Source organism: Butyrivibrio sp. AE2032, from assembly GCF_000702965.1.
The window spans coordinates 2,510,020-2,531,367 of record NZ_JNLF01000003.1 but is presented as its reverse complement, the minus strand read 5'-3'; the positions used below and the strand labels follow the sequence as shown (position 1 = coordinate 2,531,367).

Genomic DNA, 21,348 nt, shown 5'->3' with positions numbered 1-21,348 from the left:
AAAAGAAAAAGTCCGCTTGAATAAACGGACTTAAACTCATTTACTAATTCTCTTTATCCATTTGCCGCTGTGAAGCCTTTGGAAGCACCAGACACATTTAATGATCTGATCGATCTTAATACAAAAATACACCCAGAATGCCGGTAGCTTAAGCACTATTCCTGCAAGTATTCCAAGAGGAACGGATGCAATCCACAAAAACAACACATCTGCGAGCATCAGGAACTTGGTATCCCCACCGCCTCTTAGAACTCCCTTTGCAAGGATGGAGTTGGTGGACTGAAATACCAGAATAATGGAGATAGCTCGCATAAGCTGCATAGCAATGTCTTTTGTATCGTCTGTGATGTTGTACATCCCCACCACAGGTCCGCTGACAAGAAAAACTATAGCTCCGGCTATAGCTCCCATTATGAGCCCAAACACCGCAAAGGTATAGCCCTCATCCTGAGCTTTTGCCACCTCTCCTTTTCCAAGGGTATGACCGGTGACAATGCATCCAGCCTGGGCCACGCCCTGAGTAAGGACAGTTGTAAGCTGCTGAGTAACTGTAGTTATGGAATTTGCAGAGACAAAATTCGTCCCTATCCTTCCCATGATCATAGCTACTGCGCTGTTTCCCAGTGCCATAAGAGCATCGCTTATCACAACCGGAATACTGATAACAAGGTACTCCCTGACCAGATCTCCACATTTCATGAACAGATCTTTTATCCTGTACCCCAGCTTCTTTTCAATAAAAAAGAAATATCCCCCTATCATGGCAAACTCTATGATCCTGGAGATCAAAGTTCCCAAAGCAGCTCCTGCCACTTCCATTCTGGGTGCTCCAAGCTTTCCGAAAATGAACACCCAGTTAAAAAACAGATTTGACATAAATCCAAGTATAGAGCACACAAGAGGAACAACGGCGCTGCCGATACTTCTAAGAACCAATGTGCAGTCCAGTGAAAGTCCCAAAAGAAAATAGGTAGGAATAGAATAGAGAAAATATCTTACTCCCTCTCTTATAACGTCCTCTTCCGGCGTGTACATGCGCATTATCTGTCCCGGGAAGAAGGCTGTCAAAACAGCAAATACAAGGGCAAAGCCCAAACATAACCTCAGCATTATGGTTACAGACTTTTTTAGAGAGTTAAGCTCCTGCATTCCCCAGAATCTGGAAACAAGGACTGATGCCCCCATTCCAATTCCCATGCTGCAGATATGGTAAATTGTAATGAACTGATTGGCCAGGGCAGATGCAGAAAGTGCCGTCTCTCCAAGCGTTCCCAGCATTATCGTATCCATCATGTTTACACCGATCTGGATCAGGTTCTGGAAAGCTATGGGGAGCGCTATAATGGACACCCTCTTATAAAACTCTGCATTTCCCAAATACTTTTTCATTATTATAAGTTCATCCCTTCATAGGCAAGGTCTCTCAGCATAGGGTGGATCTCCGCGTAAACAAGAGGGAATCCCATGATGTGCTGTGCATAGAAAATGCTCACTTTATTGATAGGATCCACCAGTACGTAAGCTCCTGCTGCGCCATCCCATCCAAATTCACCTAAAGGAGATCTTGATGCCTTCTCATCTGTCAGGACCCTGACACCAAGGCCATAGGAATAGCCCTTCTTTCCGGTTATCTCAAATTGCTCCTGCATGACTCCTGTAGTGTAAGGAGTCATAAGCATCTTCACTGACTCCTCTGAAAGAATCCTGTTGCCGTTTCTACCAACTCCTCCGTTTGCCAAAGCATCAATGATAACACTGTAATCCTTTACAGAAGCGATAAGACCAGCTCCGCCACTTTCGTAATTGTCTGTCACTTTAAAGGTGTCTGCGTTGGACTTACCCTCTTCAAGCTCAATATCCCTGGTTCCGAAAACTCCCATGTACATTGCAGGAAGACGTTTCTTGACCTGCTCATCTATAGTAAAGTAAAAATCAGATATTCCAAGGGGCTCAAAAATATTTTTCTTCAGATATTCACCAAAGGTCATTCCGGAGACAATCTCAATGACTGCTGCTACCACATCATGGGCAAGACTGTAGCCCCAGCTGGTCCTGGGATCATACAAAAGAGGTATCTTAGCCATTTCCTTTACAACCTCTAAAGTGGTGGCTTTGTTACCTGTCTTTTCCTTTATTGCCAAAAGCTCAGGAGCAGTTGTGTCATAGTTCATGCCTGCTGTCATGGTCATAAGGTCAATTATCCTGATGGAGTTATGAGCCAGATGGCAGGGCTCATCGCTGGTTGGCCAGTGAAGCGGGAATTCAAACACGAATTTATCTGCCACCTTGAGTTTTCCAAACTCCGGAATATAGTCAGTAAGATGATCATATAGTCCCAGCTTTCCCTGCTCAATAAGCTGCATTGCAGCTGTCATGGTCACAACCTTGGTAGCTGAGAATAATCTGTAAAGTGCATCCTCAGTAATTGGCTCCTTATTATCAACATCGGAAAAACCTGCAAGATGCCTGTAAACAACCTCATGGTCCTTTGTTATTATCATATCGCAGGCAGGAACACCGTAGCTGCTTTTAAGTCCATCTATATATTCAGTAAGCTTTTCAAAATTCATCTCATTTCTCCCTACTTTTAACATTTGATACCATCCAGTCCAGTATACCTCTTTCATTGCAAAGTACCGGGATCCATACATTGTGGTTCTCTGCAAGAAGTTCCCTGACTGTCAGGTCAGGATTTGTTCCAATCCCAAATTTAGCCAGCTCCTCTTCGGAAAGCATGGAAAACTGTATGTCATCTCTGCCATCCTTCCAGTTCTTGGAACAAGCATCCAGAATATAACTGTTTCTACTCTTCTGATGATCCACGTAAGCAGCTGCAATCCACAAAGGAAGCTTCGGAAAGCTTCTAAGGATCGAATAGGTCTCACCATTCATGCTTGGACAAATGGCCACGGCTCCTGCAAAGAGCTCCGGATCCACTGAACACATAGTAATGCATCCTCCGCCTCCCATGGAAAGACCTATTACATAGACTCTCTTTTCATCTACAAGACCTTCATCGATCAAATCCCTTATAATGCCGGATACCTTTGAAAGATAATCCCTGTTCCAGCCATACTCTCCCTTAAGAGAAAAAGGTGTATCGCTCATGTTGTTCCTGAAGGGATTTCCTCTGGACAACATCTTCTTGAGATTTTCATCCATGGAGATTCCATTCCCATCCGGTGCCTGAGGTGCCATAACATACATATCTGAATATCTCTCAGCAAGCTTTATTGCTCCAAGAGTTCCGGTCATCTGGGAAATGTTATCACTTCCGCACTCTCCGCCACCATGTAAAAACAGAATAAGAGGTCTTTTGCTCTTTACATCCGGTCTGTAAAGTCTGTATACGACTCCATTCTTCTCGGCTGCTTCAAATCTGTCAAGGTCCTTAACTGATACTTCCTTAACATCGCCCTTTGCTACGTGAACTGTTTCCCCGTCCACTTTCAGATCAAGTTCAAAATCGTACCTGTAGGGAAAAGGCTTAAAGCACAGCCTAGTCCTATACTTTGCCCCACGCTTTGTACTCTTTATATCTTCAATCTCGGTAAGAGGTACCTTTCCTGAGGCATCAAGATATGCCCCCTTTAAGGTCACATCTTTTTTCCCTAAGCTAAGTTTCTTTTCAGTAAAAATCTCAAGCTCATGGAGCTCCTGTCCAAAGTTTCCCACAACAGTTATGGCCTTCATGTCTTTAGCTCTCATTTCCTGTCCTTCACTCCTTCCGGCTGATTTCTGACGCACTCAAACTCTCCCGGCTCGATGTATGCCTTTCCGGAGAGCATATCCCTGATAAGATCAGCCATATTTGCAGAAAGATCAATAAAGTGGTCAGTTATATAAATGACATGATCTACCAGTGATACATGCATATTGAAGATAAATCCAGCAAACCATTCTGCAGAAACCAGAAGTTCCCCTTCTCTTTCCAAACATTCGCAGTACATCTGCCTTGGATCGTTATCAATAACACAAAGGATACTGCCCCTTGCAAACTGCAATTTCCTTCCATCCTTAAGTTCCAGGATACAGGAATGACCCTCGTCCATTGTTTCATACTTTGCTTCAAAAGCTTTAGCAAGGAATGACAGAGGAAGGCACAGGTACTCGCCCCTGGCGATTATTCCACCATTCAGGCCGTGATACTTAAGCTTCTTCCACCAAACTGCCTTTGTCTCCATATTTTCTATGCGGTTTTTAAACCAGACCTTATCCAACCCTTCTGCTGCAGCAATCGCAAAGCCATCTCCCTTTCTCTCGAAGCGCGCTCTTCCGCTGTCAATGCTGCCATCAGGAAGCCTTCTGACTCCGGCAAAGAGGTAATCCCAGTAAAGGAATGCCTCATCAAGGGTCTGTCCGTGATCTCTGTTCTTGATATCAAGATAAACAAGGTCAGCTTTCTTTCCCTTATAGAATGCAAAGTTATCCTCTCCCTGTATGGAAATTTCCGGAATAGGATCACATTCATTTATCTTCATCCAATAGAAACGGTTAAGCTTGTTTACAGTGAACTCATCGTAGACCTTTCCCGGTGGAAGCCCGTTCTTTTCAGGTCTGGACTGCCATATAGCAAGAGCTCCCGCTTTATTCTTTATACTTCCGTCTCTGTTAAACAAAACAAAGGGCTCAACTGGTCCACCGGATCCTGCAGCACCAGCCAGTACATCTCCGCAGTATCTTGCAAACTGACCGGTCATGAGATTTCCCATGCTCATTCCCTGCATGAAGATCCTGCCATTGTCGATGTTGTAGTCCTTTTGCATCTTCTCGATAAGGCCCATAAGCATGTTGTTGTCATGATTGTCCTTTATATCAGCAGGAGGCAGCACAACAGGAAGCTCCGGAGCAGCTTTTGGATCAAAGGTCTCAGCAATGCCCTCTACAGGCCACATTCTGTGTGCATGAGCATTTGGGAAGCAACAGATAAATCCTTCTCTATCAGCCACAAGGCACCATGAAGTATAGATAGCATGCCCCCAGCCAGTCATAAGTCCACCATGACAGCCGATAACCAGCGGAACAGGAGTCTTTCCGTCATAGGACTCCGGCACATAAACATACCACTCATCCTCCAGTCCGTCGCAGATCACTCCATGAAACTCCTGAAGCCTTTTGGGCATAACAATTGAATTATTACCATTCTCATTTACAACAATATCTGTAGTCTTGCACTTTTCAGGAAGATACTCCCTGTTATCATCATCCGGTACCCCGGGCAAAACCTTTACAATACCCTCTGTCATTTTTGTCCCCTTTCTTACGCGTTTTTTGCCACTTCAGACCACATATCCCTGCAGAGAAGATCCCTGATAAGATCGGCCATATTGATTGCCAGCTCTGCATGGTGGTCTGTAACATAGACGATTCCGTCGCACTCTGAGCTTGTCCAGCCCATTATCATTCTTGCAAACCATTCAAAAGAAATATAAAGCTCGTTATGTCTAAAGATGGTCTCGCAGTACATCTGCCTAAGGTCATTATCTATAATGCAGCCTATGCTTCCGGTAGCGAACTGCAGCTTCCTTCCGTCAGGCAATGTAACATCTGCTTCTTGTCTGTCATTCTGATACTCCAGCTTTGCTCCTGCGCACTTCTCAACAAATGACAGTGGAACCATTATGTAATCCCCTCTTACCAGCTCTTTTCCGTTCTGCCCGTGATACTTAAGCTTCTGCCATCTCATTACAGGCCTGTCCAGATCAATGAGCTGATTATTCAAAAGAACTGTATTTGTGCCTTCATACAAAGCTACATTGAAGCTGTCACCCTTTCTTTCCAGCCTTGATCCCACATCCTCGATACTTCCGTCAGGCTTTTTTCTTACTCCGGAAAAGAGATAATCCCACTGGAGAAAGGCCTCATCAAAGGTCTGTCCGTGATCTCTGTTCTTTACATCCAGATAAACGAAAGGTGCTCCCTCTCCCTTGTAAAAAGCAAAATTATTTTCCCCCAAAATTGAAATCGCAGGCACCGGATCGCACTTATTGACCTTCAGCCAGTACTCCCTGTTGTAGCGGTAAAGCTCCAGGTCAGTGTAGGATACAAAATCCGGAACACCGTTTCTTTCAGGTCTGGTCTGCCATACAGCCATAGGTCCTGAATAGTTGTGAAGGGATCCGTCCTCATTAAACAAAAGCCCCGGATCAAAGGTAGGTCCGGCAGACTCCCCAAGTCCCGTGATCCTACTTCCGTAATATCTGGAGAAGAACGCTCCCATAAGGTTTCCTGCGCTCATTCCCTGAATGAATATCCTGCCTTCATCGATGTTGTATTTCTCTTTTGCCCTGTCTATAAGATTGAGTATCAGCCTGATATCATGGTTGTCATCCGGATTTTCCGGTGGTACATCTGCATGAAGTTCCTCAGGCTCATCTGCCATAGCCTTGTTTATAAGATCCTTCTGTGAGTATTCCACAAGCCACATACGCCTTGAAAAGGCATTTGGGAAAAAGACAATGCAGTTATCCCTGTCAGCCACAAGGGTCCAGGAGGAATAGATAGCCTGTCCCCAACCTGTCATAAGTCCTCCGTGAAGAGAAATGATTAGTGGTACTTTTTCTGAACCGTCGTAGCTTTCCGGCACGTACTCAAACCAGACATCTTCCTTATCCTTTTCCACAATCTCTTCATGAAACTCCTGTAGCCTTTCAGGATATGGCTGGGAGTTGTTTCCATTTTCATTGACTACCATCTGTGAATGGTATATTGCTTCCGGCAGATAATCCCTGTTTTTGTCATTGGGAACGCCGGCTTTTAACCTAATCCTGTTTTCCATTATTTAGAAATCCCCCATTTCATCGTAGTTATCCGGCACAGCCCGGTCATTCAGGATGTCTTTTATCAGATCTGCCATATACAGTGAAAGATGGCTGAAATGATCTGTAATATACAAAACGTCGTCACAGAAACTCACTGTAAGATCGTAGGCTGCCCTTGCAAACCACTCAGCACTGATATAAAGCTCCCCGTTTCTCTCAATGGTCTCGCAGTACATCTGCCTGATCTTATTGTCCATGATGCAGCCGATGCTTCCTCTTGCAAACTGCATCTTCTTGCATACCGGCGCCTGCTTTCCACATTTCTTTTCCTGTAAAAGAGCTACCTCAGCAGTCAGTCCATCCTCCGAATAGGAAACTTCTACCGGAAAGGCAGCTGAAAGCGCTGACAGAGGGATCATGGTATATTCTCCTCTTACCCTTTCTCCGCCATCAAGGCCGTGATACTTGAGCTTTTGCCACTTTATCACAGGCTTTCCTGTATCAGATACTTCTCCGCTTACCCAGAGCTTTTCAGCTCCAAGGGCCAAAGCTACAGCAAAGTCATCGCCTTTTCTTTCCGATGCGCTTAACTTTTTTTCTATTCTGCCATCATCTCCCCTTCTAACTCCTGAAAAGAGATAATCCCAGATAAGAGCTGCATCATCAAAGCTCTGCCCATGGTCTCTGTTCTTTATGTCCAGATAGACCATATCCGCATTTTTGCCGGAGTAAAATGCCAGGTTATTCTCACCCTGAATGCTGATCTTGGGTATAGGACTACATCCGTTGATCCTCATCCAGTAAAGTCTGTTGTACTTGTTTATTCTCTTTTGTAGCTGCGTATCCTCGGGGATGTTATTTGTCTCGGGCCTTGACTGCCAGATAGCCAGTGGTCCTCCCTGATTCTTTATCTTGTAATTCTCGTCATAAAGAAGTGACAGGAAGGTTGAACAGCCTGCTCCTGCTGCCCCTGCAAGCCTGTCACCAAGTTCCCTGGCGAAAAGACTTGTCATCATATTTCCCATGCTCATGCCCTGCATAAACACCCTCTGAGGATCTATTTCATACTTTTCCATAATAAGATCCATTAAGGCCAGGGTCATCTTCACATCGTGGTTTTCCAGGACATTTTCAGGACTTTCCTTAAGACCCGCAGGGTGTGAATTGATGTCACCCGGGGCTGTCTCACTGCTGTTTACTCCCCAGTAGCCCCACTTAAGCTCCCAAGCCCTTCCCTCATGTGCATTGGGAAAGACAACGATAAATACGTCCCTTTCTGCCATCAATGTCCAGGAAGTATAAATAGCCTGTCCCCAGCCTGTCATAAGTCCCCCGTGCATGGAAAATACCAGCGGAACCTTGCTGCTGCCGTCATAGCTTGCCGGTACATATTCATACCAGGTATCCTCCACACCATCGCAGAGGGTCATTGTGAATTCCTTTAATCTTTCCGGATAGGGCTGCGAATTGTTGCCGTTTTCGTTTACAACTATGTCAGTATTCTTACATTCTTCCGGAAGGTAATCCCTGTTATTATCATCAGGTGTTCCGGCTCTTAAGCTGATTTCCATATGCTATCTCTCCCATTCAGGCACTATAAAAACGCCCAATTTTTCATTAACATCATGATACCAAAGACACCTTTTTTGATACTGTCAGTTATCTGACAGGAAATATCACTTTTCAAAGAAAAAAGTGATAGAATTTGTGTATTATTATTTTTCTTTATTAGTTAGGAGAATGTTTTTTGAAAAGGAAAGACTCCCCCGGACAGCTCCGGATAAAAAGAACACTGCGCATTGCCTTCTGGGCAATTATCCTTGTGGTAATAGCCCTCATGTCTGTAATAGCGCTCATATCCATAAAGACCTTTCAGCATCAGTCCAGAGACAGTTCCTCAGAACTCCTTGGTTTCTATTCAAGGGAACTAGAGCTGAACGCCTCGGATCTTGAGAACATTGTCCAGAATATACATAGTTCCAATCCAAGCTTTGAATTTCTTTCATCAGGGAATCTTTCCAGCTCAGATGAGATTCTGCACAGCTATCTGCTTAGGAATCACATAAACGGTAGCGTCAGATCCGGAAGTATGATCCTTTGCTTTGACGAAAACAGGGACATCGCTATCTGGCAGGTAGGCTCAGGTTTTGACAAAAAAGATTTCAACAAAAACTACGCACTGGAAATATCGATAGAAACCTTTATTGAAGAACTGCCGGTTCAGCAGCTTTGGCATTGGAATCTGTATTATAATGGTGACGATGCACTGCTTGTCCTTCCCTGCAAAAAAAACGAACTATATGTAGCTGCTGCCCTGGATCTGACTAAATTCATCGCCAAGGACAGAGACTTTACAACTATGCAGGACTATGAGATTGTCTTTTTTGATGATAAAGAGGTACTTACCAACAATCAGGTCCTTGAGCTCTACAACATATCCTTTGATGACCTTTTAAATGACAAGCACGGTTTTTTTACAGACCTGAGATATATCCTCCAATCCCAGCAGATACCGAACATGCCTGTAAACATTGCCAGTATCATGTCCGTATCAAAGTATTTGGCTCGTTATATTCCATATCTCTTTCTCATGATAATGGTGGTTTTTCTCATGGTAATCCTGGCCATCAGCCTTTATGAGATGATTTCTCTCACGAGACAGAGCGAAGCCAAGAATGCCGAGAAGGAACACGCCCAGCTACAATACTTTCAGCTCCAGACCAGGTCACACTTTTTTCTAAACTGCTTAAAGAGCCTTTACAACATGTTGGAAATGGGTGAGTATGACAAGATGAAGAGAATGATAATGAATTTTTCAGATCATATTCGCTTCATCTTCCACGACAATCTCTCCCTGATAACCCTTAAGGAGGAACTGGATGAAGTCAATGATTATGCAGGCATAATCCAGATTGACTCAAGTACTCCCATAATGCTTATCCAAAAGGTACCCTCTGACTATTTTGACTGCATGGTACCTCCACTTATAATTCAGACCTTCCTTGAAAATGCAGTTAAATACAATGCCCAGTACAATAAAATGCTGCGCTTTGTCATTGAGGCTGAAATAACAGAAGACAAGGAAAAGAAATATCTCAGGATAAAGATGTCTGATAACGGAACCGGCTACGACCAGGAGATGCTAGATAAGCTTAACTTTGATTCAGACAGAGAATATGAGCAGTACCACGTAGGAATCAGCAATCTCAAACGCAGAATGGATATTTTATTCCACGGTGACTGCAATCTTGCTTTTTTCAATAACACCGAACAGGGAGGTGCCATGATCATGGCCTATCTTCCCGTGATCTATTCAAAAGATGAGGATGCAAAAAAATGAATGTTTTAGTAGTTGATGATCAGACCTCGGTACTTAGCGGAATTGAACATGGAGTTAATTTCACAGGCCTTGGATTTGATAAGGTTTTCTATGCCACAAGCTCCCTTGAAGCAAAAGAGATCCTTAAAAATGACAAGATACACATCATGATGTGCGACATAGAAATGCCAGGGGAAAACGGACTTGAGCTAAATCGCTTTGTAAAGGACAACTACCCCCATATCATAAGAATACTGCTTACCAGCCATGCAGAGTTCTCCTATGCCCAGGAGAGCATAAAGCTTGGCTGCTTTGATTACATACTTCAGCCTGCTCCTTACGATGAGATTGAAAACAGTCTCCAAAGAGCCATCGACAGATATCATCTTGATGAGGAACACAGGGCTGTTTACGAAAAAGGAAAGCTCTTTGAGGAACTTCGTCCTGAAATGTCAGACAGGATAGTCCTTAATCTCTATGCCGAAAACCCTGAAACCTCCAAAGAATCCAGACATATGCTGGAGCGCATGGGATATCCGGTGCAGAAGGATTCCAGGATAAGGATCCTCATGATGGACATCTATGCCTACGTATCAAAGGCTGATCCCAAATATGGTGATATCACAATAAGGAAATGCTTTGTGACCTCAATAGAAAGAGTTGGACTTCCACGAAACATTTACAGCCTTCTCACTGTTAACAGGTACAGAAGGTATGTAATGCTTCTGTTCTGCAATGATGACACCCTTGAAAGTCTCCCTGATGAATGGTACGAAAAGCTCTACGGAGATCTCAAGGCTTCACTTGGAGTAAGCTTTGGACTATATATTTCTGAGTATGAACACTACCTGAATCTTCACCCTCAGATAGATCTTCTGGAGAACACTCTGGCCAACAATATATCCTTAGAGTGCGGCGTTCACTTCGCTTCTTCCGAGGCAAACACCCATGAACTAGCCTCCTCAGATCTGATGGAAAATGCAGACAGATGGAAAAGAATGATAGACAATGGCGACTTTGTGCAGATGAAAAACTCCGTAGAATCCTACCTTTCATTCATTTCATCTGCTCATCTGGCAGGCTTTAACAGCATTTGTGACCTGCATCAGCAGCTGACACAGATTTTCTTCAACTACATGTATGATAACAACATCGAGATTGGCGATGTATTTGATGAAACCTATTCCTACCAGGAAATACTGGATGCCTATAAGAACATAGATGCCCTGAAAAAAGCTACTGAGTTTATGTCAGGTGCACTTGAGAATCTGAAAAAGAATGACTCCGAAGAGGATGATATCAAGAAGGCCAAAAACTTTATCCTTAACAACGTAAACAGGGATCTAACCGTTAAAGAAGTGGCGGACCATGTCCACAGAAGTCCGGAGTATTTTACAAAGGTCTTTAAAAAAGAAACAGGACAGAATATCAAGACCTACATCACACAGGTAAAACTTGATGTAGCCAAAGATATGCTGTCCAATCCCAATATTCCAATCAGCCTCATATCCTGCGAGATAGGATATACCAATTTCTCACACTTCACACAGATGTTCAAGAAGTATGAGAACATGACTCCCACAGAATACAGAAAAGCCAAATTGGGTTAAATATCACATAATTGTCTTAGGAAGTAAGGATACGGTTTCACCGGGCCTTACTTCTATTGTTTTACAGTCAAACACTCCACCGATCCATACTGAAATTGCAGATGGATTAGTGACATAATCCGAGTCAGCACTGAAGATAAGATTTTTGTAGGCTCGTACGTACTCTTCTATCTCAGTGTTTGTGGCATACCATACATCTTCCCTTCCGGATACCTTCTCCACAAACTCCTCGATCCTGTCCCAGTTATCGCACTGGTCAAACTCGTAAGCATGTCCCCAGACATAAAATAGCTTTGCCGGACTGTAAAAGTTAAAATAGGGTTCATCTGATAAAAACTCAGAAAGCAGATCAAAGAGCTTTTCATCATTGTGATGACAGGTCGGATCCCAGAGCAAAAAGTCCTGAGGAATATCAAAATTACAGGTTGACTTGATTGTTCTGGCATACCTGAGGCCACTCTTTTTCACCGCGTCCACTATTGTCTCATCTGCAGCTCCAAAAGCGTAGGCAAAGCCGGTCACAGGATGCCCAAGGAGTTTTTCCAAAGCTGCCCTGCTGTCCAATATTTCTTTTACGCATCTGGCACTGTCCATGCCATACATTGATGTATGTAAAAAGCCATGAGCAGCAATTTCATGCCCACTGTAGGCGGAGGCTATCTTTTCTTCCCCAAGCTTTATATGGGATACCTCCTTCTTTCCGGCGGTAACGGTATTCTCCTGTCCAAAAAGCCCCGGATTCAGGTTAAAAGTGGCTTTCACACCCTTTTCATTAAGTATTTCCAATAGACGAAGATCCTGTGTCACACCATCATCATAGCTTAAGGTGAGACATTTTCTTCTTCCCCCCGGCCAGTAAAGCCTGTCATTTACTATGTAGCTCATACTCTTCTCCTGTTCTTGCGAATCATTTTTATAGCAGATCTGAGATCAGCTTTGCAAAGTGCTTGGAGAGCTTTCCGTTGTGATCTGAAGCATATAATACCCCATCACTGGTACAAACATGCATATTCAGAACATCCTCGCACAGCCATTCAGCCGATATATACAGCTCACCATCTCTTTCAACAGCCTCCACATACATATCTCTGATCCTGTTGTCAATTGTGCAGGAAATGATTCCTCTGGAGAACCTGATCTTTCTGCCATCCTTAAGAGTCATTTCGCCCTCACCACTATTCTGACAATACTCTGCACCAAAGATATTTGCAAGTGCTCTGGCAGGAACCATGACGTAGCTGTCCCTGACAATATAGTCGCCGTTAAGGCCATGGTACTTGATCTTATTCCAGATAAAGGTCTCTCCCCCTATATCAGTCTTCTTATTATCAAACAAGACATTCTTCTTACCGGGAGCAACTGCAAGAGCGTTTTTATCCCCCTGTCTTGAGCAGGCTGTAGCGGTATGTTCAAGGCTTCCGTCCTCAAGCCTTCTCACTCCGGAAAAGACATAGTCCCATGCCATCTCAGCATCATCAAGAGTCTGTCCATGATCTCTGTTCACAACCTCTCTATAGGTAAGATTTGCCTTTCCTCCGGTATAAAAAGCCAGGTTATTGACGCCGTCAATACTGATCACAGGGGCATCCTTACACTCTCCAAGCCCATTCCAGTATTCACGGTTCTTTCTGAAGGTATATTCCAAAGGACAGTCTTCACCGGGAGCATTGATGTCATTTTCCATTCTGGTCTGCCAGATATCAGCATGGCCGCCATCGTTCATTATGTTGCCATCCTTGTCAAAAAGGATCTTTGGACTTACATGTCCTGCTGAACCTGCGAAGGCAGCAAATTTATATGCGTAGTGCCGTGCAATGGTATTCGTCATGGCATTTCCGCAGGACATTCCCTGCATATAGATCCTTCCATCATCAATGTTATACTTGCCCTTCACTTCATCTATTATGGAAAAGATCTTATTGATGTCATGGTTCTGTCTGTAATCATCAGGAAAATCATTGAAAGTAAATTCAGCAAGCTCCGGATTACATACCTTTTCCCTTATCTCCTGAGGATGCTCCACTAGCCACAGTCCCCTGAAGCTGGCGTCCGGGAATACTACTATAAATCCCTCTCTGTCTGCAACCATGGACCAGGAGGTATATATACACTGTCCCCAGCCTGTCATAAGTCCTCCATGAAGTGCCACCACTAAAGGAGTCTTCTTTGAAGGATCATAGCTATCAGGAACATATTCATACCAGGTATCCTCCACATCGTCACAAAAGATCTTGTGAAACTCCTTAAGTTTATCAGGATAAACATGGGAGTTATTACCATTTTCATTAACTACCACTTTGCTGTTTTTAATCTTCCCGGGAAGGTAATCTCTATTATCGTCATCAGGCTCACCTGCCGGTATGCTTATTATAGGTTTCTCAATAAAATCCTTAGTGCTATTTATCATCTCTTTTCTCCCTGTTCTTTCCCTTTACAAACTCCAGATAAATAAAATAAACAAGCCCAATAATCAGTAGTACTCCGCTTAGATCAAAAGATAATCTGTATCCCTGAAGACCTGCCACTTTTCCAATTATCAGTCCGCCTATCATGGGTGCAGTTCCCTGACAGATATCTCCCCCGAGATAGTAAGTACTTGTTGCTACTCCGCTTCTTTCCTTACCGCATTTGTTTATGCAGCCCACCTGAAGTGAGGGTTGTGCAGCCCCCTGTCCAAGACTCCTTATGGCGCCGGAGATAAGAATAGCTATGAGTCCTGTCACTCTACCCAACATAAACATTGAGATTATCGTACAGATCATTCCGGGAATAACGGTGTATTTAATGCCCTTCCTGTCCATGATCTTCCCTGACATAGGTCTTGCTATCATCAGCATCACAGCACAGACAGTGAAATATGTGCTTATCCCAGCAACTCCCAGTTCATCCGCATACAACACAAGATAGGAAGCAATTATGCCATTTACAAAAGAAAAGCCTCCGGCAATCAGCGTATAAGGAATAGCTTCAACACCTATCATATCCTTAAGACTAAGCTTAAAGTTCTTTTTCTCCTTCTTCTCTTCAGCGTTGTTCATAAGAAGAAGCATCACTATAGCCAGAACGCACATCAGGGATGCCACAATAAAGGTCACATTCATGCCAAGCCAGTCCGCGATCATGATACCAAATCCCGGGGCAACAGCTGAAGTAAGTGCCATTCCAAGTCCAAGGTATCCGATTCCTTCACCTCTTCTGTCGTCCGGGACAAATCTTGTGGCCAGTGTGATCACAGAGGTTCCAAGTAAAGCAAAGCCGGCGCCATTGATTATCCTGAAAAACACAAGGAGTCTGACGTCCGAAACGAATGCAAATCCCATAAGACCTATTGCCATAAGCACGTTACTTATCTTAAGGAGAGTCACATTGCTGAAGGTATCTGCAAGAATACCGCTAAAGGGCCTGCATACCAGTGATGTTATGGAGAAAAGCCCAACGATAACTCCTGCAACAGCCACGTCAATTCCTATATTAACCAGATGCTTTGACATGATTGACGACACCATATAGAAAGAAAAAGAAATAAGAACATTTATTAAAACTGTAGTTATGTAATATCTATTCCATAATGTTTTCACTTTTGTTACCTGCCAGTGGAAATATTTCTTTTAAAAAAGGGAGAATCCCTGGAAGGATTCCCCCTATATCAGCATTAGGGTCTGCTAATTATTTTGAAGCAAGCCATGCGTCAAGCTGTTTCTGCTTTTCTGCTATGATCTCATCGATTCCTGCTGTCTTAAGTGCTGCCTGGAACTCAGGAAGAGCTGTGTCAATATCAGTCTCACCGAGCATGATTGGGTTGTAGTACTGAGCAACCACGTTTGCGCAAGCTGTCATCTGATCTGCAACAGGAGTTGAATCAAACTGGAATCCAAGAGCCTTAGACTTATTAGCGTTTGCTCTCTTTTCAGCCATAACATCATAAACGTTGTCATCTTCATAAGACCATGAAGGGCAAAGTGTTACGTTTGGCCAGAATGCCATAGATGCCGCTCCCCAGCCGATACCTGAAAGGCCGTTCTCGTTAGGATATTCCATCTTGCCATCTGCATTAAGTACGTAGTCAAGTCCCTCAATACCATTTGCAAGAAGCTGTGCTACTTCAGGATCTGTGTACATTACATTGAGAACTCTCATAGCAGCCTGAGGATTTGTGCAGAATGTGCTCATGTGCCACATATATGTTGTAACCTCACCTGTTGTTGCAAGTGCATCAGTTACTGCACTTCCGATCATCTCCATGTTGTTCTGCTTTGATGTTGACTCAATACCTGCCTGAGCATCCCAGCTGTATCCAGGTGTTCCCTGTGCAACGCCTGCAAGGATGTTCATAAGTGTAGGGTTAGTATTTGAAAGTGGATCAGGACTGATAAGGTCGTTTTCCTTCCAAACCTTTACATGATCAAGGAAATCAAGGAAGTACTCTGACTCATAGTAGTTCTCTACAGTTGTGCTGTTTGTAGGATCTGTGAGAACACCAAGGTAGTTTGTATCACCAAGGTAGTCAATGCTCTTTGGTACCCAGTAAGGATCTGTTGATCCGGGAACGTAGTAGTGATCAGGATTGGCCTTCTTCATAGCTACCATTGCATCTGTAAGGCTGTCCAGGTCAGTTACCTTGCTCCAGTCGATATTTGCAGCATCTGAATCCTCTTTTCTTACCTCAAAGAGGTTCTCAGACTCGAAAGCGTATACGCAAGGAATTCCGTAAAGCTTTCCGCCAATCCTTCCGCAATCAAGATACTGTGCCATATCTCCTGAATAGATCTCCTTGATGCCCTGGCCATCAGACTCGATAAGATCATCAAGTTCCATTACCTGTCCGTTAGCAACCAGATTACTTTCTGTTGTGTACCAGAAAGAGTTGAAAAGATCTACTGTGTTATCTCCACCTGTAAGCATAAGGTTGTACTGTGTCTGAATGTTGGCAAACTCAACACCTACAAGATCGATCTTTGCTCCAGCCTTCTCAACCAAGAGCTTGTTTACTGCATCCTCAATTGCCTGCTCATCTGTTGCAGGGAACATGATGTTATAAGCAACTCTGATTGTTGGAACATCACCTGTCTGTGCATCAGTTCCTGACTGTGCTGCATCCTGAGATGCTGCAGGAGCTGCCTGCTCTGATCCTGCGGATTCTGATCCTGAGCTTCCACAGCCAGCTATCATTCCTGAAACTGTTGTAAGCGCAAGGACTAAAGCCAATACCTTCTTCTTCATTATGTTTTCCCTCCTAAATGTGTCCCATTTTTCGTAAGATTTTTAATGGGTTTTCTCTTAACCTGAAAACATGGTAGCAAAATCACAAACGGGTTTTCTATCATTTTTCTGTTCTGGGTTGTCAGTTTTCTAACCTTTGGAAAAGCTTCATTATATAAATAAAATAAATATTTTATCGTCAAGTATCAGTTAGCAGAAATCTGACAGTCCTAATCAGAAATCTTATAGTTTTGACAGGGCCCTAAATGTTAATCTTCATATTAAGCTGATAACAATGCTTAATCAGGAGGAAACCATGAAAAAGAAAAAAATAGCAATAAAAGACATACGTCGTTTTTCAGCACTGTATCTTATGTTGATACCCGGTATCATCTATCTGATCATCAACAACTACATGCCTATGGCAGGACTGGTTCTTGCCTTTAAAAAGGTAAATTATCAGATAGGTATATTCCAGAGTCCCTGGACGGGGCTTTCAAACTTCAAATACCTTTTCAGTACAAAGGATGCGGCTCAGTTCTTTAGAAATACCATCCTTTACAACCTGGCATTCATACTGCTTGGAAATCTTCTGGGACTTGTAGTTGCAATATCATTAGATTCCATTAAAAAGAAGTTTTTCCAGAAAGCAAGTCAGACTGTAATACTGTTCCCTTACCTTCTTTCAACGGTAATCGTAAGCTACATAGTATTTGCTATGCTCTCCGGAAAGAACGGTTTCATGAACATGACAATACTTCCGCTTTTCGGAATTGATCCTATAAGCTGGTACAATCAGCCAAAATACTGGCCTGTAATCCTTACCATCACATATCTGTGGATGAGCTTTGGATACAGCTCAATCCTTTACTACAGTACCTTGATCGGAATTGACAAATCACTTTATGAAGCTGCTGTAGTGGATGGAGCCGGTGTATGGGCTCAGATCAAATTCATAACAATCCCTGCCATGAAGACCACAGTTATCACACTGGTACTTATGGCCGTTGGACGTATCTGCTATTCAGACTTCGGACTCTTCTATCAGGTACCAATGAACAGCGGAATGCTTTACTCCACTACCCAGACAATCGATACCTACGTTTACCGAGGACTTTTGGAGCTTAACGATATAGGAAGATCCACAGCAGCAGGATTCCTGCAGTCAATCCTTGGTTTCATCTGTGTGGTAACAGCAAACTCAGTAGTCAGAAAGCTTGATGAAGAAAGCTCACTGTTCTGATAATCAACAAATACATTTTGGAGGTCTGAAATGATTCACGAAAATAAAGCCTTTAGGTTTTTTACAAACCTTATAATGATCATACTGGTATGCTCCTGTGTCATACCTTTCATAATTCTTGTAGCAAGCTCCTTCAGTTCCGAAGCAAGCCTTGCACAGTACGGCTACGGCCTGTTCCCAAAGGAATTCAGTTTTAAAGCCTATGAGTATATCGGTGGCGTTAAAAGCGATATTCTTCACGCATATCTCATGAGCTTCATGTACACTGCCATCGGAACAGTTGTCAATCTGGTGATAAGTCTTTTGTTTGCTTATCCCCTTTCCATTAAGGATCTTCCTGGAAGAAAGGTAATATCATTTTTCCTTTTCTTCACAATGCTCTTTAATGGTGGTTTCGTTCCAACTTACCTGATTTACTCAAAGATCTTTCATATAAATGATTCATTTGCAGCAATGGTAGTTCCTTATCTTCTCATGAATCCTTTCTTTGTTATCATGATCCGTACATACATGACAACAAATATTCCTACAGAAGTACTTGAGGCAGGAAGAATCGACGGCGCCGGAGAAGGAAAGCTTTTGTGGAAAGTAGTTCTTCCCATGTCAAAGCCTATCATCGGAACTGTTGCCCTCATGACAGCCATCGCTTACTGGAACAACTGGACAAACGGAATTTACTTCCTGACTGTAAGAAGAGATCTCTATGGAATCCAGAACTACTTAAATCAGGTTCTGTCAAACGTTCAGTTCCTTGCCACTCATTCAGCAGGATTTGTCAGCGTTGACGCCATCCCTAATGTCAGCATAAGAATGGCTCTTGCAGTAATAGCAGTCCTTCCTGTACTCATTGCATATCCTTTCTTCCAGAGGACCTTTGTAGCAGGAATCACAGTTGGTTCAGTCAAAGGATAATGACTTATGAAAAAGATTGAAAACAAATGCATGCTGATAACCTATCCCAACACCATCGGGAAGGATCTCAAGGAATTAAAAAGAAACGTCTCTGAATACTTTGGGGATGCCATAGGGGGAATACACATACTGCCCTTTTTCCCCTCCTCCGGCGACAGGGGCTTTGCTGTAATAGGCTACGACGAGGTTGACACTGCCTTCGGAACCTGGGAGGATATCGATGCTCTGGCAGATGATTATTTCTTAATGGCAGACTTCATGCTAAACCATGTATCAATCAGGAGCAATGAATTTAAGGATTACATGGAAAAGGGCGACGAGTCTGAATACAAGGACATGTTTATTGAGTGGGAAAAGTTCTGGCCAAATGGCGCTCCCACAGAAAAAGAGCTTGAGACCATTTATAAAAGAAAACCCGGCGGCCCCTACAAGGAATTTACACGTAAGGATGGAAAAACCGTCAGGTTATGGAATACTTTCTTTGAGGAGCAGATTGACATAAATCCTTATGCTGCTGCCACTCAGAGATATTACGAAGATAACCTTTCAAGGATAGCATCCCACGTTCCGCTTATCAGGTATGATGCTTTTGCTTATACCTCAAAAAGGCCGGGAACCACCTGCTTTTTCGTGGAACCAGACATCTGGAACATACTTGATATCAGTATGTCTCCTCTTCGCAAGTATGGAACAGAAATGCTCCCTGAGATACATGAGAATTACCACATTCAGCTGAAGATGGCTGAGCACGGATACTGGGTTTATGACTTTGCACTTCCAATGTTGCTTCTTCACGGATTGAAAACAGGCAGGACAGACAGGCTGATACACTGGCTTAATATCTGTCCAAGGAAACAGTTCACCACCCTTGATACCCACGACGGAATAGGCGTTGTGGACGTGGCAGGTCTTCTTACTGACGAAGAGATCGATGTTGTAAGGGATGATGTTGACGACATTTTGAAGGATATAAAACCTTTCTTCAAATTTCCAATGACCATTACAAAGGATGATGGAAAGGCAAGACAGTACCAGCTTAGCAGCACCTACTACTCTGCTCTTAGATGCAACGACGATGCCTATCTTCTTGCAAGGGCCGTACAGTTCTTTACTCCTGGAATCCCACAGGTATATTACGTAGGAATGCTTGCAGGAAAGAACGATGAGGAAGCCATAAAAAGAGGCGAGGAGCCAAGAAGCATCAACAGGCATACTTACACAGAGGCAGAGATCAAAGAAGCTGTAGAAAAGCCGGTTCTTAAAAAGCTCTATAAACTCATGAGTTTTAGAAACTCCTATGAAGCCTTTAATGGCGATATTACCGTAGGAGCTGATGATCAGGACGGAAAGCTTCGGATTACCTGGGCAAAGGCAGAACTTAGAACAACACTCATAGCCAATTTCAAGGATCTTTCCTTCAGGATCACTTACATCGACGAAAACACAGGAGAAGAAAAAGATGTCAATCTTGAATTATAATTTTGAAAGCCAGTACCTGTCAGGTGGTACTCAGATTTCAGTTATTCTTCCTGACAAAACCAGAGACAAGACCCCTTCAGAGTTTTATGGAAGCGGAAAAAAATACCCTGTTCTCTGGCTTTTGCACGGAACCTTTGGTGACAACACCGACTGGGTCAGAAGGACAAATATTGAATTATATGCATCACGAAAGAATCTTATTGTAGTAATGCCCTCTGCCCTTAATTCCAACTATTCAAACTGGCCTAAGATGATGATGGGTTACAATATGTATGACTATCTGGTAAAAGAGCTAATGCCCCTTATCTACGGCTGGTTCCCTGCTTCAAGCGATCCAAAAGATAATTTCATAGCAGGCCTGTCCATGGGCGGACGCGGCACCATCAAATTTGCTGTAAACTTCCCGGAGCTGTTTAATGCTGCTGCTGTTCTCTCAGCTGCTCCTGTTGATTTTAGCGAACTCAAAGATCATGATGATGAGAATCCTTTCATGAGCCTTGATGACGAACGAATGCAGACTACTATAGCTAATGCCGGCGGTCTTGAAGCTTACGTAAACGGCGAAGAAAATGTATGGCGTATCATAGATGAATCCGTAAAAAGCGGCAAAAAGCTTCCAAGGCTTATGTTTGGCTGTGGAGAAGCCGATAGCCTTTTATACGGCTCCTACATAAAGTTCCGTAAGCACTGCGATGAGATCGGGCTTAAAGCTGACTGGTTCCACCTTCCGGGCTACAAGCACGAGTGGGCATTCTGGGACCTTGCAATACAGCATGCCCTTGATTTCTTTGAACTTCCTGACGATGGCGGAAATCCCTTCTAAAA

Annotated in this window: 16 protein-coding genes; 6 read left to right on the top strand and 10 right to left on the bottom strand. The window is 43.4% G+C overall.

Annotated features, from left to right (window positions below; translation table 11 throughout):
* Positions 1 to 36 precede the first annotated feature (36 nt).
* The 6 genes from BO18_RS12990 to BO18_RS12965 are packed head-to-tail and all read right to left on the bottom strand — an operon-like array spanning position 37 to position 8,332.
* A complete protein-coding gene (locus BO18_RS12990; RefSeq protein ID WP_034446675.1) occupies positions 37 to 1,389 on the bottom strand; it encodes an MATE family efflux transporter in 1,353 nt (450 codons plus the stop codon).
* A 2-nt stretch (positions 1,390 to 1,391) separates the two neighbouring features.
* Entirely contained in the window at positions 1,392 to 2,570 is a 1,179-nt protein-coding gene (locus BO18_RS12985) for a serine hydrolase domain-containing protein (RefSeq protein WP_034446674.1), read from the bottom strand.
* A 1-nt stretch (position 2,571) separates the two neighbouring features.
* Positions 2,572 to 3,747, bottom strand: a complete 1,176-nt coding sequence (locus BO18_RS12980; RefSeq protein WP_185752425.1) for a prolyl oligopeptidase family serine peptidase — start codon at positions 3,745 to 3,747, stop codon at positions 2,572 to 2,574.
* A complete protein-coding gene (locus BO18_RS12975; protein WP_034446670.1) occupies positions 3,705 to 5,246 on the bottom strand; it encodes a hypothetical protein in 1,542 nt (513 codons plus the stop codon). The genes BO18_RS12980 and BO18_RS12975 overlap by 43 nt, the downstream gene beginning before the upstream one ends.
* Positions 5,247 to 5,260: 14 nt before the next feature.
* Positions 5,261 to 6,778 (bottom strand): hypothetical protein, encoded by a 1,518-nt coding sequence (locus BO18_RS12970; protein WP_034446669.1) that lies wholly within the window; start codon positions 6,776 to 6,778, stop codon positions 5,261 to 5,263.
* Positions 6,779 to 6,781: 3 nt separating this feature from the next.
* Positions 6,782 to 8,332 carry an alpha/beta hydrolase family esterase gene (locus BO18_RS12965; protein ID WP_034446667.1) on the bottom strand — a complete coding sequence of 517 codons (1,551 nt, stop codon included), beginning with the start codon at positions 8,330 to 8,332 and terminating at the stop codon, positions 6,782 to 6,784.
* A gap of 176 nt (positions 8,333 to 8,508) precedes the next feature.
* On the opposite strand from BO18_RS12965, the gene BO18_RS12960 reads away from it, so the two are divergent.
* The gene (locus tag BO18_RS12960; protein ID WP_034446666.1) at positions 8,509 to 10,101 is read left to right on the top strand and encodes a sensor histidine kinase; all 1,593 of its coding nucleotides are present in this window, start codon (positions 8,509 to 8,511) and stop codon (positions 10,099 to 10,101) included.
* On the top strand, positions 10,098 to 11,690 hold the full coding sequence (locus tag BO18_RS12955) for a response regulator transcription factor (RefSeq protein ID WP_034446664.1): 1,593 nt from the start codon (positions 10,098 to 10,100) through the stop codon (positions 11,688 to 11,690). Before BO18_RS12960 ends, BO18_RS12955 begins: the two co-directional genes overlap by 4 nt.
* A 3-nt stretch (positions 11,691 to 11,693) precedes the next feature.
* On the opposite strand, the gene BO18_RS12950 is transcribed toward BO18_RS12955, so the two are convergent.
* The 4 genes from BO18_RS12950 to BO18_RS12935 form a co-directional block, all read right to left on the bottom strand.
* A complete protein-coding gene (locus BO18_RS12950) occupies positions 11,694 to 12,575 on the bottom strand; it encodes a polysaccharide deacetylase family protein (protein ID WP_034446663.1) in 882 nt (293 codons plus the stop codon).
* A gap of 28 nt (positions 12,576 to 12,603) precedes the next feature.
* Complete coding sequence (locus BO18_RS12945) at positions 12,604 to 14,097, bottom strand: stalk domain-containing protein (protein WP_051688708.1); 1,494 nt, start codon at positions 14,095 to 14,097, stop codon at positions 12,604 to 12,606.
* Complete coding sequence (locus BO18_RS12940; RefSeq protein WP_081861015.1) at positions 14,087 to 15,268, bottom strand: MFS transporter; 1,182 nt, start codon at positions 15,266 to 15,268, stop codon at positions 14,087 to 14,089. Before BO18_RS12940 ends, BO18_RS12945 begins: the two co-directional genes overlap by 11 nt.
* Positions 15,269 to 15,356: 88 nt before the next feature.
* Positions 15,357 to 16,910, bottom strand: a complete 1,554-nt coding sequence (locus BO18_RS12935; protein ID WP_034446660.1) for an ABC transporter substrate-binding protein — start codon at positions 16,908 to 16,910, stop codon at positions 15,357 to 15,359.
* Between the two features lie 295 nt (positions 16,911 to 17,205).
* Here BO18_RS12935 and BO18_RS12930 point away from each other — a divergent pair, with 295 nt between their 5' ends.
* The 4 genes from BO18_RS12930 to BO18_RS12915 are packed head-to-tail and all read left to right on the top strand — an operon-like array spanning position 17,206 to position 21,346.
* Complete coding sequence (locus BO18_RS12930) at positions 17,206 to 18,132, top strand: ABC transporter permease (protein WP_034446659.1); 927 nt, start codon at positions 17,206 to 17,208, stop codon at positions 18,130 to 18,132.
* A gap of 30 nt (positions 18,133 to 18,162) precedes the next feature.
* A complete protein-coding gene (locus BO18_RS12925; RefSeq protein WP_034446658.1) occupies positions 18,163 to 19,044 on the top strand; it encodes a carbohydrate ABC transporter permease in 882 nt (293 codons plus the stop codon).
* 6 nt (positions 19,045 to 19,050) lie between these two features.
* On the top strand, positions 19,051 to 20,523 hold the full coding sequence (gene gtfA, locus BO18_RS12920) for a sucrose phosphorylase (protein WP_034446656.1): 1,473 nt from the start codon (positions 19,051 to 19,053) through the stop codon (positions 20,521 to 20,523).
* Positions 20,504 to 21,346, top strand: coding sequence for an alpha/beta hydrolase (locus tag BO18_RS12915; protein ID WP_034446654.1), 843 nt, complete (start codon positions 20,504 to 20,506; stop codon positions 21,344 to 21,346). The genes gtfA and BO18_RS12915 overlap by 20 nt, the downstream gene beginning before the upstream one ends.
* Positions 21,347 to 21,348: the final 2 nt, after the last annotated feature.

Bases quoted from the DNA above. Each gene is read 5' to 3' on its own strand.
- BO18_RS12990 (WP_034446675.1), bottom strand. From the start codon at position 1,389: ATGAAAAAGTATTTGGGAAATGCAGAGTTTTATAAGAGGGTGTCCATT.
- BO18_RS12985 (WP_034446674.1), bottom strand. From the start codon at position 2,570: ATGAATTTTGAAAAGCTTACTGAATATATAGATGGACTTAAAAGCAGC.
- BO18_RS12975 (WP_034446670.1), bottom strand. From the start codon at position 5,246: ATGACAGAGGGTATTGTAAAGGTTTTGCCCGGGGTACCGGATGATGAT.
- BO18_RS12970 (WP_034446669.1), bottom strand. From the start codon at position 6,778: ATGGAAAACAGGATTAGGTTAAAAGCCGGCGTTCCCAATGACAAAAAC.
- BO18_RS12965 (WP_034446667.1), bottom strand. From the start codon at position 8,332: ATGGAAATCAGCTTAAGAGCCGGAACACCTGATGATAATAACAGGGAT.
- BO18_RS12955 (WP_034446664.1), top strand. From the start codon at position 10,098: ATGAATGTTTTAGTAGTTGATGATCAGACCTCGGTACTTAGCGGAATT.
- BO18_RS12950 (WP_034446663.1), bottom strand. From the start codon at position 12,575: ATGAGCTACATAGTAAATGACAGGCTTTACTGGCCGGGGGGAAGAAGA.
- BO18_RS12945 (WP_051688708.1), bottom strand. From the start codon at position 14,097: ATGATAAATAGCACTAAGGATTTTATTGAGAAACCTATAATAAGCATA.
- BO18_RS12935 (WP_034446660.1), bottom strand. From the start codon at position 16,910: ATGAAGAAGAAGGTATTGGCTTTAGTCCTTGCGCTTACAACAGTTTCA.
- BO18_RS12930 (WP_034446659.1), top strand. From the start codon at position 17,206: ATGAAAAAGAAAAAAATAGCAATAAAAGACATACGTCGTTTTTCAGCA.
- BO18_RS12925 (WP_034446658.1), top strand. From the start codon at position 18,163: ATGATTCACGAAAATAAAGCCTTTAGGTTTTTTACAAACCTTATAATG.
- gtfA (WP_034446656.1), top strand. From the start codon at position 19,051: ATGAAAAAGATTGAAAACAAATGCATGCTGATAACCTATCCCAACACC.
- BO18_RS12915 (WP_034446654.1), top strand. From the start codon at position 20,504: ATGTCAATCTTGAATTATAATTTTGAAAGCCAGTACCTGTCAGGTGGT.